This window comes from Prevotella heparinolytica (assembly GCF_002998535.1).
Taxonomy (GTDB): Bacteria; Bacteroidota; Bacteroidia; order Bacteroidales; family Bacteroidaceae; genus Bacteroides; species Bacteroides heparinolyticus.
Window position 1 is genome coordinate 1023741 of the sequence record NZ_CP027234.1, and the last position, 14313, is coordinate 1038053.

13 protein-coding genes and 1 pseudogene are annotated in these 14313 nt (G+C 46.5%); 9 read left to right on the forward strand and 5 right to left on the reverse strand.

The window, feature by feature from the left end; all coding sequences use genetic code 11:
* Positions 1 to 2 precede the first annotated feature (2 nt).
* The 3 genes from C3V43_RS04230 (at position 3) to C3V43_RS04240 (ending at position 2565) form a co-directional block, all read left to right on the forward strand.
* The gene (locus C3V43_RS04230; protein WP_106068738.1) at positions 3 to 650 is read left to right on the forward strand and encodes an HAD family hydrolase; all 648 of its coding nucleotides are present in this window, start codon (positions 3 to 5) and stop codon (positions 648 to 650) included.
* A gap of 135 nt (positions 651 to 785) precedes the next feature.
* Positions 786 to 1607, forward strand: coding sequence for a 3-methyl-2-oxobutanoate hydroxymethyltransferase (panB, locus tag C3V43_RS04235; protein WP_106068739.1), 822 nt, complete (start codon positions 786 to 788; stop codon positions 1605 to 1607).
* Entirely contained in the window at positions 1588 to 2565 is a 978-nt protein-coding gene (locus C3V43_RS04240; protein ID WP_106068740.1) for an MFS transporter, read from the forward strand. The genes panB and C3V43_RS04240 overlap by 20 nt, the downstream gene beginning before the upstream one ends.
* Here C3V43_RS04240 and C3V43_RS04245 read toward each other — a convergent pair.
* Positions 2541 to 2912 carry a diacylglycerol kinase family protein gene (locus tag C3V43_RS04245; RefSeq protein WP_106070457.1) on the reverse strand — a complete coding sequence of 124 codons (372 nt, stop codon included), beginning with the start codon at positions 2910 to 2912 and terminating at the stop codon, positions 2541 to 2543. The genes C3V43_RS04240 and C3V43_RS04245 overlap by 25 nt on opposite strands.
* An 84-nt stretch (positions 2913 to 2996) precedes the next feature.
* A complete protein-coding gene (locus tag C3V43_RS04250) occupies positions 2997 to 5216 on the reverse strand; it encodes a RelA/SpoT family protein (RefSeq protein ID WP_106068741.1) in 2220 nt (739 codons plus the stop codon).
* Positions 5217 to 5324: 108 nt separating this feature from the next.
* Here C3V43_RS04250 and C3V43_RS04255 point away from each other — a divergent pair, with 108 nt between their 5' ends.
* The 3 genes and pseudogenes from C3V43_RS04255 (at position 5325) to istB (ending at position 9547) form a co-directional block, all read left to right on the forward strand.
* Positions 5325 to 6842, forward strand: coding sequence for a DUF4301 family protein (locus C3V43_RS04255; protein WP_106068742.1), 1518 nt, complete (start codon positions 5325 to 5327; stop codon positions 6840 to 6842).
* A 337-nt stretch (positions 6843 to 7179) separates the two neighbouring features.
* Positions 7180 to 8749: pseudogene (istA, locus tag C3V43_RS04260) on the forward strand (IS21 family transposase).
* Between the two features lie 12 nt (positions 8750 to 8761).
* Complete coding sequence (gene istB, locus C3V43_RS04265; protein ID WP_106068743.1) at positions 8762 to 9547, forward strand: IS21-like element helper ATPase IstB; 786 nt, start codon at positions 8762 to 8764, stop codon at positions 9545 to 9547.
* Here the strand turns inward: istB and C3V43_RS04270 are convergent.
* The 3 genes from C3V43_RS04270 to C3V43_RS04280 are packed head-to-tail and all read right to left on the reverse strand — an operon-like array spanning position 9544 to position 10413.
* The gene (locus C3V43_RS04270; protein ID WP_100020883.1) at positions 9544 to 9960 is read right to left on the reverse strand and encodes a PcfK-like family protein; all 417 of its coding nucleotides are present in this window, start codon (positions 9958 to 9960) and stop codon (positions 9544 to 9546) included. The genes istB and C3V43_RS04270 overlap by 4 nt on opposite strands.
* Before the next feature lie 12 nt (positions 9961 to 9972).
* Positions 9973 to 10191, reverse strand: coding sequence for a hypothetical protein (locus C3V43_RS04275; protein ID WP_004332867.1), 219 nt, complete (start codon positions 10189 to 10191; stop codon positions 9973 to 9975).
* 12 nt (positions 10192 to 10203) lie between these two features.
* A complete protein-coding gene (locus tag C3V43_RS04280; RefSeq protein ID WP_004366574.1) occupies positions 10204 to 10413 on the reverse strand; it encodes a hypothetical protein in 210 nt (69 codons plus the stop codon).
* 856 nt (positions 10414 to 11269) lie between these two features.
* Between C3V43_RS04280 and atpD the strand changes: the two genes are divergently transcribed.
* The 3 genes from atpD (at position 11270) to atpB (ending at position 14310) form a co-directional block, all read left to right on the forward strand.
* Positions 11270 to 12787, forward strand: coding sequence for a F0F1 ATP synthase subunit beta (gene atpD, locus C3V43_RS04290; RefSeq protein WP_106068744.1), 1518 nt, complete (start codon positions 11270 to 11272; stop codon positions 12785 to 12787).
* Positions 12788 to 12864: 77 nt separating this feature from the next.
* Complete coding sequence (gene atpC / locus C3V43_RS04295) at positions 12865 to 13107, forward strand: ATP synthase F1 subunit epsilon (RefSeq protein ID WP_106068745.1); 243 nt, start codon at positions 12865 to 12867, stop codon at positions 13105 to 13107.
* An 18-nt stretch (positions 13108 to 13125) separates the two neighbouring features.
* A complete protein-coding gene (gene atpB / locus C3V43_RS04300; protein ID WP_106068746.1) occupies positions 13126 to 14310 on the forward strand; it encodes a F0F1 ATP synthase subunit A in 1185 nt (394 codons plus the stop codon).
* Positions 14311 to 14313 lie beyond the last annotated feature (3 nt).

The following is a 14313-nucleotide window of genomic DNA, read 5'->3' on the forward strand; positions in this document are numbered from 1 at the left end:
TTATGAATGCAACGAAAACAAAGGCTGTTCTTTTCGATTTCGATGGGGTGGTAGTGGATACAGAAGCACAGTACAGCAAGTTCTGGCATCGGATAGGAGAAGAGTATTTGGGTATGGATGATATGGAAGGTAAGGTGAAAGGACAAACCTTAGTATATATCTACGATGCTTTCTTCAACGGCAGGATGAAAGAACAAGCTGAAATCACCGAATCTCTGAACCGGTTTGAGCAGGAGATGTCGTATGACTTTATTCCCGGAGTGCTCGACTTTATAGAGGACTTGCGCCGCCACAACGTGAAAACGGCCGTAGTGACCAGTTCCAACGAAGCAAAGATGGCATCCGTCTACCGTGTCCATCCGGAAATAAAGACGCTTTTCGATCGTATTCTCACTGCCGAGCTGTTTGCCGCCTCGAAACCGGCGCCCGATTGCTTCCTGCTCGGTATGGAAGTATTCGGTACCGATCCGGCCGACTCGTATGTATTCGAAGATTCTTTCAACGGACTGAAAGCCGGAATAGCTTCCGGCTCCACTGTTATCGGTTTGACAACCACCAACTCGCGCGAAGCGATTGCTCCGCTATGCCATCACATTTTGGATGATTTCATTGGATTCACTTACGATAAATTGACCCGATTGCACAAGTAATCGGAAAAAGAATTACCTTTGCGCCCGATTAGCGAAAGCGTCACTGCCATGTATGTGCGTGGAGAAGTTGCATCATAAAACGCGCATGCTGTGATGGCAGATTTGCAATAAAAAGTAAATCGATAAACAGTAAATATCATGGGTTATATATCAGACGATTCTCGTAAAGTGACTACGCACCGCCTTGTTGAGATGAAACAAAGAGGCGAAAAGATATCGATGTTGACATCTTATGACTATACCATGGCACAGATTGTGGATGGTGCCGGTATTGATGTTATTCTGGTGGGTGATTCGGCTTCCAATGTAATGGCAGGCAATGTGACTACACTTCCCATTACCCTCGACCAAATGATTTATCATGGTAAATCCGTAGTTCGCGGTGTGAAGCGTGCCATGGTTATCGTTGACATGCCTTTCGGCTCTTATCAAGGCAATGAGTTGGAAGGACTGGCCTCTGCCATCCGCATCATGAAGGAAAGTCATGCCGATGCCCTTAAATTGGAGGGGGGCGAGGAGGTCATCGGTACGGTGAAACGTATTCTCAGTGCCGGTATTCCTGTTATGGGACATCTTGGTTTGATGCCGCAATCCATCAATAAATATGGGACATATACCGTTCGTGCCAAGGATGAGGCGGAAGCTGAGAAGTTAGTGAGAGACGCCCACTTACTGGAAGAGGCCGGATGTTTCGGACTGGTATTGGAAAAAATTCCTGCTGCTTTGGCTGCCCGTGTGGCAAGCGAACTGACCATTCCCGTTATCGGTATCGGTGCCGGTGGCGATGTAGACGGTCAGGTATTGGTAATACAGGACATGCTGGGTATGAACAACGGTTTCCGTCCCCGTTTCCTACGCCGCTATGCCGACTTGCATACGGTGATGACGGATGCCATCAGCAAATATGTATCCGATGTGAAGAACTTAGATTTCCCGAATGAGAAAGAGCAGTACTAACAAACTTATGACATTGAATTTTTGGCGGATATGTACGGCCAACCTGTTGCTGTTTACATCGGTCTACATGCTTTTCCCTTTGCTTCCTTTTGTGATGGGGCAGCAATTGAATGTTTCCGTCGGAGAGGCGGGTAGCATGTTTTTGTATTTTGCAGCCGCCATGTTTTTTGTAGGGCCTTTTCATGCTTATCTGGTGGATGAGTATAAAAGGAAACATGTGCTTCTTTTTTCTACGCTCGTTATGTTGGCTGCAACCGTAGGCTATGCTTTTGTAGACAGCTATGAGAAGCTTATGTTATTGGCGCTGGTTCAGGGAGCATGCTTTGGATTGGCAACGACAGCAGGTATCACCGTGGCTATCGATATTACCACTTCTACACGTCGCAGTGCCGGAAATATGGTCTACGCATGGGCTGCACGCTTGGGCATGCTGATAGGTGCGGGAGTGGGAATCTGGCTGTACAGAGTGTACGGTTTCCGCATGGTGGTCTATCTTTCTGTGGCAATAGGCATGGTAAGCTTTCTTTTCGCATCAAGGGTATATGTGGCTTTTCGTGCTCCCATAGGAATGACATTGTGTAATATAGACCGTTTTTTGTTGCCGCGTGCGTGGGTACTTGCCACTAATATGCTGCTGGTGGCTTTTATTCCGGGGGTACTGTTGCCCTTGATGTTTGCAGGCAACTATTGGGCACTGCCGACATTGGCTGTATTGGCATTTATTGTGATTCCGTCGATGAAGATGTTTGTCAAACTGTCGTATCATTGTCAGCGGGGAACAGCCAATACTACCTGCCATCTGTCGATGGAAGCGGGTTTTTTAATCGGAGTTTACGTGGCTTGCCGCCTGATGAACGAGGCGCAAATCTATCATGCCGCCTCTGTTGCCGCCATCCTTGCGCTGTTCTTTTTTGTGCTGCTAACTTATCCTTACTACAAGAAAAAACGAGTAAGATAAGGAACAAAAATTATCAACCCTATAATAGCTGCCGTTACAGCGCACACCAGCACTGCTCCGGCGGCTATGTCTTTCACTTTTCCTGCGATGGGATGCTGTTGGGGAGAGACCAGATCGACCAGCCGTTCAATGGCTGTATTGAATAATTCGGCAGCTATCACCACACCGATGCAGAGAATGACAATCGTCCACTCTATCTTGGTTATGCTTAAAATGAATCCGGCAATCACCACGATGATTGCGGCAATCAGATGAAAACTCAGGTTCTGCTCCTTTCCTATACAGCACCAGATTCCTTTCCAAGCATAACCGAAACCGTAGAGTTGCTTTTTAATATCGTATTTCATTACATTGATTTGTTTATGATGGAATGATTGATTTACTTTCAGAAAATGGTGGATAGAAATCATCATGGCAAATTAGGAAATAACTCAGCTTCTCGAAACCTGCTTCACTCCTTTCACTGTTCTCAACTTCTTGATAAGCGTTTCCAAATGTCCCGTATCGCTTACCATAATAGTCAACGTTCCGGAGAATAACCCGTCATGAGAGTCTATTCCGATGCTTCGCAGGCTGATGCCCATCTCTTTGGCAATGATGGAGGTTATATTGGTTACGATGCCTATATCATCGTGTCCCACTACACGCAAGGTAATGGGATATTGTGTTCCTTGTGATTTTCCGGCCCAACGCGCTTTCACGATACGGTAGCCGAAACGTGAGCGCAAGTCACCGGCATTGGGGCAGTCGCAGCGATGTATCTTGATGCCCCCTGTCACACTGACGAAACCAAAAACCTCATCTCCGTAGATAGGGTTGCAGCAACGTGCCAGTTTGAAGTCCAACCCTTTCAGGTTCTGGTCGATGACGAGCACGTCTTCTTTGCTGCCTATCTCTTCAGGCAGGGTTTGTTGCAGGTTGTAGCTTTCAGCGCTGCGATAGCTGATTTCATCTCGTGTATCGCTTTCCCGCTTTTGCTGTTCGAGATACTTGTCTATGATGTTGTTCACATCCAGCACTTCGTCGGCAATGGCCTGATAGAAATCCGTCACCACCTTGAAACCGAGGCGCTTGATGAGACGCATCATGATGGCCTCGTCATATTCAATTTTTCGGTTCTTGAACTTGCGTTCCAACGTCTCCTTGGCAAAGGCGTGCTGACGGGCCGCCATCTCTTTCAATGCCTGGCGTATCTTGGTACGGGCTTTGGAAGTGGTTACGATATTCAGCCAATCTTGTTTCGGAGTTTGTGTGTTCGACGTCATGATTTCCACCTGATCGCCGCTTTGCAACACCTGTTTCAATTGTACGTTTTTACCGTTCACTTTGGCTCCAATACACTTGCATCCCAATTTGGTGTGAATGTGGAAAGCGAAGTCGAGTACGGTGGAACCTTTACCCAATTTGAACAAATCGCCTTTCGGAGTGAATACGAAAACCTCATCTTCATACAAATCCAACTTAAACTGGTCCATCGCTTCCAATCCGCTACTGTCGGAGTTCTCCAATGCCTCGCGTACGGAAGTCAACCATTCGTCCAGTCCGGATTCGCCTTTTATTCCTTTGTAGCGCCAATGGGCGGCGAGTCCCCGTTCAGCTATCTCGTCCATGCGCTCCGTGCGTATTTGTACTTCCACCCATTTCCCTTCGGGGCCCATCACGGTGATGTGCAGCGATTCGTATCCGTTGCTTTTAGGCACGGATAGCCAGTCGCGCAGACGCTTCGGGTTGGGTTGGTACATATCCGTCACAATGGAGTATGCCTGCCAGCATTCCAGTTTTTCTTTTTCCAGTTGCGAGTTCAGAATGATGCGGATGGCAAACAGGTCATACACATTTTCGAAAGCGCATTTCTGCTTCTTCATTTTCTGGTAGATGGAATGGATGGACTTGGTGCGTCCCTTGATATGGAACTTCAGTCCGGCCTTTTCCAATTTCTTTTGTACAGGTGCGATGAAAGCAGCAATATACTTGTCGCGCGAAGCTTTGGTTTCGTTCAGCTTATCTTTTATATGATAGTAAATCTCTTTTTCCGTGTATTTCAGCGAGAGGTCTTCCAATTCCGACTTCAGTTTGTATAATCCCAGCTTATGGGCAAGGGGCGCATAAAGATAGGCTGCCTCGTTGGCCACCTGGCGGCGGGCTTCGTCGTTCTCGACATCCTTTATCTGCCGCATAATATTTACGCGGTCGGCAATCATGATGAGAATGACCCGCATGTCTTCGGCGAATGAAAGCAGCAGGTTGCGGAAATTCTCGGACTCGATGGTGGGACTTTTGGCGTAAAGCTCGTTCACGCGTATCAGGCCGCGGATGATGCCTGCCACATCTTCACCGTAGATTTGTTCCACTTCCTGAGAGCTGCAAGTACCGCAACGCACGGAATCGTGCAGCATGAGTCCCAAGATGGAGGCCCGCTTCATGCCGATTTCTTCTGCAACGATGACAGCCGTCTGCATGTCCTTGATGACTGGATTCAGGCCGAATATATCCCGTTGCACATGATTGTTCTGTATAGTGTTGGCAAGATGGGTTTTCAGTTTCTTGAAGTCACCCTTCCGGAGTGTTTCTCCCGAAAGCTGCAACAGCTTCCGGTAGAGGGAGAAGAGTAAAACTTTCTCTTGATTCGTGAAAAAAACATCTATTTCCATAATCGTCTGTATTTTATGTCTCAAAGGTAAGTTTTTTCTTTATTACCTTTACCGTCGTTCCGCTTTTTTTTGTATTTTTGGGCATGAATTAATAAACCGCTAAACGATATGATAACACCGCAAGACAAAGAGTTGCTTAAAAGTAAGGGCATCTCTGAAGAACAGATAGCTGAACAGTTGGCTTGTTTCAAAAAAGGTTTTCCATACTTGAAGTTATCTGCTGCCGCTTCTGTCGAGAAAGGAATATTGACTCCGGACACGAACGAGCAGAAGGAATATCTGGATGCTTGGGAGGGATATACGCAAACTGACAAAGTGGTGGTTAAGTTTGTGCCTGCTTCGGGAGCGGCAAGTCGTATGTTCAAGAACCTGTTTGAATTTCTTGGAGCGGATTATAATGTCCCTCAAACAAGTTTTGAGAAAATGTTTTTCGAGAAAATAGAAGACTTTGCTTTCTACGATGATTTGAATATGGCTTGCCGGAAGACGGTAGGAGAGGATGTGCCTGCTTTGCTTGCTTCCGGAAACTATAAAGCGATTGTTGCCGCTCTACTCGAAGCTGCGGGATTGAACTACGGCGCTTTGCCCAAAGGCCTGTTGAAATTCCACAAATATGAAGATGGAAACCGCACGCCTTTGGAAGAACATCTGGTGGAAGGGGCGTTGTATGCCGCCAACAAGAATGGGAAAGTGAATGTGCATTTCACGGTTTCTCCCGAACATCGCACTTTGTTTCGGACGTTGGTGGACGCAAAGGCTATGGCATATGCCCAAAAGTATGGCGTGAACTATAACGTCACTTTCTCGGAGCAGAAGCCGAGCACCGACACCATTGCCGTCGATATGGAGAACAATCCGTTCCGCGATGCCGGCAAATTGTTGTTCCGTCCGGGGGGACACGGTGCCTTGATCGAGAATCTGAACGACCTCGATGCGGATGTTATCTTCATAAAGAATATCGACAATGTGGTGCCGGATAGGCTGAAAGGCGATACCGTATTGTATAAGAAGCTGATTGCAGGTGTGCTGGTAACGCTTCAACAGAGAGCTTTTGCTTATCTGCGACTGTTGGATAGCGGTAGATATACGCATGAACAAATCCTTGAAGTCTTGCAATTCCTGCAAAAACAGCTTTATTGCAAGAATCCGGAAATAAAGGATCTGGAAGATGCCGAACTGGTGATTTACCTGAAAGAAAAATTGAACCGTCCGATGCGTGTTTGCGGCATGGTGAAAAATGTTGGAGAACCCGGTGGCGGTCCGTTCCTTGCTTACAACAGCGACGGTACTGTTTCTTTGCAGATTCTGGAAAGCTCGCAGATTGACATGGATGATCCGGCAAAGAAAGAAATGTTTGAGAAAGGCACTCATTTCAACCCGGTGGATTTGGTTTGTGCCGTGCGTGACTATAAAGGTCATAAATTCGATCTCGTGAAGTATGTAGACAAGGCTACGGGCTTCATTTCCTACAAGTCGAAAAATGGCAAAGACCTGAAAGCATTGGAGCTGCCCGGATTGTGGAACGGAGCCATGAGCGACTGGAACACGATATTTGTGGAAGTGTCTTTGTCTACATTCAATCCGGTAAAGATGGTGAATGATTTGTTGAGGGAACAACATCAATAAATTCGTTAACAAGGCGACGATTTACTATTTACTATTTGACCGAGATCCGGCAATAAAGTAGGTGGTAAATCGTCGTTTTTATGCTTGAGTATTAATTGTAAATAGCCCAATAAATAGATGAAGAAGATTTTATTGTTAGGATCCGGTGAACTGGGTGGAAAAGCCAATCAACTTTGACCCTTTTGGCCAAACGTTTTTGCCCCCTTTGGGCACAATAAAATTGACCCTTTTGGCTCAAATAAGAATACCCCCCTTAGGTAACAGTGGCCATTGATTTTTATGTAGATTTGTGACACCCGAGTCCTGGTGTAACGGGTTAACCATAAAATCTACATATATGAATAAAAGAATTAAAAGCATTTTAAGATGCTATGCCTCAGGTATGGGAATCAAAGAAATGGCTTGTACGTTTTGTATTTCCCGTAACACGGTTCGTAAGTATGTCCGCCATTTTCTTTCAAGCGGTAAAAGTATCGAAGAGCTCCTTACTTATTCCGATAGGCAGCTGGATGAGATATTCGGTAATACATCGCTCCGTCATCGTGAACCTTCTTCCAAAAGGGTTGAATTGGAAGCGTTGCTTCCCGATTATGTATCTCAATTATCACGTAAAGGGATGAGTGTGAGAAAATTATTCAAGAAGTATCATGCTGCGTATCCTGACGGCTATGGGCTATCATCTTTCAAGCGGATTATCCGCGAATACAGATTTCGCATCAAGGTTGTCGGTCATGTAGAGCATTATTCCGCAGACCAGATGTATGTTGATTTTGCCGGCGACAAACTTGAAGTTGTCGATGAGATGACGGGCGAGACGAAGAAGTCCGAGGTATTCGTTGCCATCCTTCCGTTCAGCCATTACACCTACTGCGAGGCCGTATGGTCTCAACGCAAGGAAGATTTGATAAGGGGGTGCGAGAATGCCATGTATTATTTTGAAGGTGTTCCTGCGGCCATTGTACCCGACAACTTGAAGGCTGCCGTAACGAGAAGCGACCGTAACGAGCCTGTCATCAATGAGGATTTCGCCGCCTTCGCCGAACACTACGGTTGCGCTGTCTATCCCGCCCGTGTGCGCCATCCCAAGGACAAGGCCTTGGTTGAAAATGCGGTGAAGCTGCTCTACCGATCCGTTTACTTTGAAATAGAAGGAATGACATTTACAAGTCTGGATGAGCTCAATGCCGCCATCCGTGTTTCCTTGCAGAAGTTCAATGGGAAGGTGATGGCCGGTCGGGAAATGTCGCGCAGGGAAATGTTCCTGCGTGGCGAAAAAGACTATCTCCGTCCGCTTCCCCAGCAACGTTACATAGTGAAGGAGAGGAAAGTAATGACCGTTGGCAAGAACTCTTATGTTTCGTTGTTCAAGCACCATTACAGCGTTCCGAGAGAATATGTAGGAAGACGCGTAACGATGCTCTACGATGCCGACACGGTGGAAATCTATTGTGGTATGAATCTTGTTGCCACACACGGCCGCTGTGATATTCCCTATACCTATTCATGGAAAAGGAGCACAACTTGCCTGGGCACTACGGCCCTTATGACAAGGATCTGGATGAACTCTTCCGGCAAGCCTCAGAAATGGATAATATCGTTTTGAATTATCTTCGTGAAGTGGAACGAACCATGCAATATCCCCAAAAGCGTTCAGATCATGTCGGGGCATTCTGGCTCTGGAAAAGAAATACGGCCGTGACCGTCTCATCGCAGCATGCGCATGCGCAGACCAGAAGCTGCAATACGGTTACCAAGCCTTACGAGAGGTGCTGGGATTGGGAGAAGATGCCGACTTCCTTCCCGATGAGGACGGAACAATACAGCCTCATGCAATTCCTATCACTCCGTTGAAACACAAGAATATACGTGGAAGTGAATACTACCAAAAAGAAAAGTCAGGACAATAAAAACGATATCATATGCAAACAAACAATAAAACAGCTCCTATTACGGGGCAACAAGATCAGAATACCATATCATTGGAGCTGATGAACCGAATGAAATTACACGGTATGGCAGAGGCCTTCCGGGAAAGCCTTGCCGGGACCACTACACAGTCAATGACAGCCGATACATTCCTTTCCATGCTCCTTGCACGCGAATGGGACTATCGTGCCCAGGCTGCCATCACAAGGCTTACCAAGAATGCAGCATTCCGATACAAGGCCTATGTCGAACAGATTGATTATGCTGTAAACAGAGGGCTGGACCGTAATCAGATGGAACGTCTTGCTACTCTTGACTTTGTACACAAAGGACAGAATCTTTTCATTACAGGTTCTTCAGGTACGGGCAAAAGCTATCTGGCTTGCGCCTTAGGCCACGAGGCGTGTAAAAGAGGAATCAGAACACTCTATGCCAATGCACCCAAAATGCTTGGTATACTAAAAGTCGCCAAGATTAAAGGGATGCTTGAAACAGAACTCAAAAAGATAGAACGCTGTCAGTTGCTCATCCTCGATGACCTGTTCCTCGTACCCCTTGATGCAAAGGAACGTCCCATACTGCTTGAAATCATTGAAGACAGGCATGAAAGGAAATCCATCATCATCACCTCGCAGTATCCCCCGTCCAACTGGTATGATATGATAGGAGACCCGACCATTGCCGATGCCATCCTTGACCGTATCATCCACACGGCTCATAACATAGAACTGAATGGTAAATCCTTTGCTTCCATTTTTCTTTTGTTGTTCAAGGGTTAAAACTCGAATAATGAGGGTTGTGCTATCTGCTGTTCCACCTGCTTCTCCGCTTTTGGTTTCTTGGCGGTCAGTTTGCGGTATTCCTCTGCTTGGTATCGCTCGATAGCCTTTTTCCGTGCTTCTGCTTTTTCCTCCTCTGTAAGTTCGATAGTATGGTTTACCACGACTTGGCAGTTGAGGGACTTGCCCACCTCAATGTTATCCTCATCGTAGTAGTGAACGGCAAGGGAATATACCTCCTCATCGGACAGACCTGCACACCCCATTCTTTGGACTTCCGTCAAGATGTAGGTAATGCACTCGTCTATGTTTTTATTCTCCTTGCGGAAACTCTCTGCAAAGAGTTCATCGTATGATGCTCTCGTTTCCAAATAGTTTTGGATAACGTCCTTGAAATGTTCTGTTCCTTTCATTGTCTTATATAGTTAGATGGTTTCTAAAATGATTTCTTGGATATGAATAGGTTCAACTTCTGAAAAGAGATAGAGTATAAATTCCTTTCTGTCCTTCCGATAGAGTTCCTTGTATAGTTCCCCAAAGGTGGATATGTTTCCGTTGAGGTAAACCGATACCATATACTCGAAGATGTTGTCCACTTCGTAGTATCTGCATTGCTGTGCGATTGTCTTGCTTCTTCTTTTCATATATCTGTCTGTTTAAGAAATGAGTATCCAAAGTATTGTCCCGATGATGAGGGCATAAGCCAAAATGTATGCGGCGATTGCCAAAGCAATGGTAAGGAGTAGCCGAATGAGGAGTTTTCCCACACATATCCATGCCAGCCAAAGCCAGACACTTCCGCCACAAAGGAGAGAGCCTGCGAGTGCAAGTACCACCCAAATTGATATTTTGTATCTCAGTTTCATCTTGTCTGATTTTTTGATTTTATGCGGATTTTAGAGGTGAGGGAGTTGAGTTTCCGTTTTCTTTTTCCCTGCTTCTCGCATATCCGACATTTTTTTTATGCGTCTTTCCGTCGGGTCGGTCGTTTTCGTTTCAGTGGCGTAAAAAGGTAGGGCTTAGGACAAACAAGGTTTTATGGCGAGAATACTACCTGCAATGAAATGGAAGTGTGGAGATTGTCGTCTAAACGGCTTGCCGCCCCGACCTTTTTTGTCCGTGGAAGCCCGGAACTACCTTTGCCGCTGACAACGAACAACCGATCCCGACATAATACACGGGCATAAGTGGAGGATGTGCAGACGGAGAAGCGGGGCGAAAACAAAAAACGCAGTTTTCGAGACTGCATCTTATCATAAAAACGGAATACACGGAAAACAAAAAGCCGCCCCAACGGACGGCTCTATGAAAATAATTTGGAGAAAATTCTTTTTTCTCACGATATACCTTTATCTTTGCAATAGGTTATTCGAGTTATGCAAAGCGTTGTATATCACTGTTGAAGATAGGTCGCTAAATCATTACCTACTGCATTTCATAACTCATAAGGCTGTTCATAGCCAATTACTTAGACCTAAATGATAGATTTTAAAAAAAAAAAGCATTGGTATAGAACAACGAGATACAATTTGTTTCTATATTTGCAAAGTTGTTTATTTAACTATTGAAGAGAACAAACGGTTAAGAGTAAACGTTTATAAGTGAAAATATTAATGTGGTTTGTGTACGGATAAACATTAAGTAATCTGCGTGTATATACGAAATCGACCACATTGCATTAGTTAGGTATTATTAAAGAAAAACAGAATAAAAAGATTGCTTATGTCACAGATTGCGGGACATATTTCACAGGTTATAGGTCCTGTGGTAGATGTTTATTTTGAAGGAACGGAGGCGGAACTGAAATTGCCAAGTATTCATGATGCGCTGGAGATTAAAAGACCTGACAAAAAAAGGTTGATTGTAGAAGTGCAGCAGCACATTGGCGAGAACACAGTGAGAACCGTAGCCATGGATAGTACGGATGGCCTGCAAAGAGGAATGAAAGTATATCCGTTGGGAGGTCCCATTACCATGCCCATAGGCGAGCAGATAAAGGGGCGTCTGATGAATGTGGTGGGCGACTCCATCGACGGAATGAGAGAGTTGGATCGTAATGGAGCCTATCCCATCCATCGTGAGCCTCCTAAATTTGAAGAGCTGACTACCGTGCAGGAAGTACTCTTTACGGGTATCAAGGTCATCGACCTGTTGGAACCATACAGTAAGGGAGGAAAAATCGGCTTATTCGGTGGAGCCGGTGTAGGCAAAACAGTGCTCATACAGGAACTCATCAATAATATTGCAAAGAAGCAACATGGCTTTTCCGTTTTTGCCGGAGTGGGAGAGCGTACTCGCGAAGGCAATGACCTGCTGAGGGAAATGATTGAATCCGGTGTCATCCGCTATGGAGAAGAGTTTAAGAAAAGTATGGAGGAAGGCAATTGGGACTTGTCGAAGATAGATTATGATGAAGTGGCTAAGTCGCAAGTATCCTTGATATTCGGCCAGATGAACGAACCTCCCGGTGCCCGCCAGTCAGTGGCATTGTCGGGACTGACAGTGGCCGAATCATTCCGCGACATGGGAGCTGATACGGATGGCCCGCGCGATATCTTGTTCTTCATCGACAACATATTCCGGTTTACGCAAGCAGGCTCCGAGGTTTCGGCCTTGCTGGGACGCATGCCCTCGGCAGTGGGCTATCAGCCTACGCTGGCCACGGAAATGGGAGCGATGCAAGAGCGCATCACCTCCACCCGCAAGGGTTCCATCACTTCCGTGCAAGCGGTATATGTGCCCGCCGATGACTTGACCGACCCTGCACCTGCCACTACCTTTACACACCTCGATGCCACCACGGTATTGAGCCGCAAGATTACGGAGCTCGGCATTTATCCTGCCGTAGACCCTTTGGAATCTACGTCGCGCATCCTCGACCCCCACATTGTGGGCGAAGAGCATTATGAGGTGGCGCAGCGCGTGAAACAAATTTTGCAGCGAAACAAAGAGTTGCAGGACATCATTTCCATTCTTGGCATGGAGGAACTCTCGGACGCTGACCGTACATTGGTGAACCGCGCGCGCCGAGTACAGCGTTTCCTGTCGCAACCATTCGCCGTGGCCGAACAGTTTACCGGCGTTCCCGGTACGATGGTTTCCATTGAGGACACCATCAAGGGGTTCAAGATGATTCTCGACGGAGAAGTGGACTACCTGCCCGAGCCGGCTTTCTTGAATGTGGGAACAATTGAAGAAGCCATCGAAAAAGGAAAGAAGTTGCTGGAGCAAGTAAAATAAAACGTGAGTTTTTTGTTCGATGAAACTTTCCTCCGATATCGGACATGCATAAATTGACAAACCCGTAAATAAAAAAGATGAAGAGACTGCATTTGGTTATTGTGTCGCCCGAAAAGGAGCTTTTCGGGGGCGAGGTAGAAAGCGTGACGTTGCCGGGTTCGGGCGGTTCGTTCATGATACTGCCGCAGCATGCCCCTATTGTATCGTCATTGAAAGCAGGAAAACTGACTTATGTGGTGAATGGCGAGGAGCATGAATCGCTGATTCAAGGCGGTTTCGTTGAAATGAACAATAACAGAGTCACTGTCTGTATAGAGTGAAGAAAGGGAATGAAAAGGATGAAACAAAAGCATACTATGTTTTTTATCGGCCTGTTTGTGCTGATGGGGTTGTTGACCTCCGTCGGCATGCATGCCGATAGCATCGCCGTACATCATCCGGTTACTGCCGCCATACAGGGCGGAGGCGACGGGACGGTTCCGGCAGAGAAGAAAAGCGGAATGGACGTGAAAAAGATTGTCTTCGGACATATCGGCGATGCTTATGAATGGCATATCACGACTTGGGGCAAGAGGCATATCACCATTCCGTTGCCTGTCATCGTATACAGCCGGATGTCGGGATGGCACGTCTTCTCATCCGCCCGGTTGGAAGAGAACGGAGGTAGCTACGACGGATTGTCGGTTGCTTCGGAGGGAAGCCGATTCGAAGGCAAATTGGTGGAGCATGACACGGCGGGAAATGAAGTTCGTCCGTGGGATTTCTCCATAACCAAGGTTGTATTTGCTTTGATAATCAACAGTGTGTTGCTGCTCGTCATCATCCTGAGCGTGGCTCGTTGGTATCGCAGGCATCCTCAAGGCAGTGCCGTTCCCGGAGGCTTTGTCGGTTTCATGGAGATGTTCATTATGATGGTGAACGACGATGTCATCAAGGGGTGCGTAGGGCCCAACTATCGTAAGTTCTCTCCTTATCTTCTGACGGCTTTCTTCTTTATATTCATCAACAACCTGATGGGACTGGTGCCTTTCTTTCCCGGCGGAGCCAATGTGACGGGAAACATTGCCGTTACTATGATTCTGGCTCTTTGCACTTTCTTTGTCGTCAATGTATTCGGAACAAAGGCTTACTGGAAAGATATATTCTGGCCCGATGTGCCTTGGTGGTTGAAAGTCCCTTTCCCGATGATGCCCATGATAGAGTTGTTCGGTATCTTCACCAAGCCTTTTGCCCTGATGATTCGTCTGTTTGCCAACATGCTTGCCGGACACATGGCGATGCTGGTGCTGACATCTCTTATCTTTATTTCGGCAAGCATGGGGCCGGTACTGAACGGTTCGCTGACGGTGGCTTCAGTTTTGTTCAATATCTTCATGAATGCTCTGGAGTTGCTGGTTGCTTTTATCCAAGCTTATGTGTTCACCATGCTTTCCGCGGTGTTCATCGGCTTGGCGCAAGTGGAGGGACATGAAGAGAAGAAGGAGACGTCACTCCCCGAACATGTAGATGTAGAAATGAAATAGAAA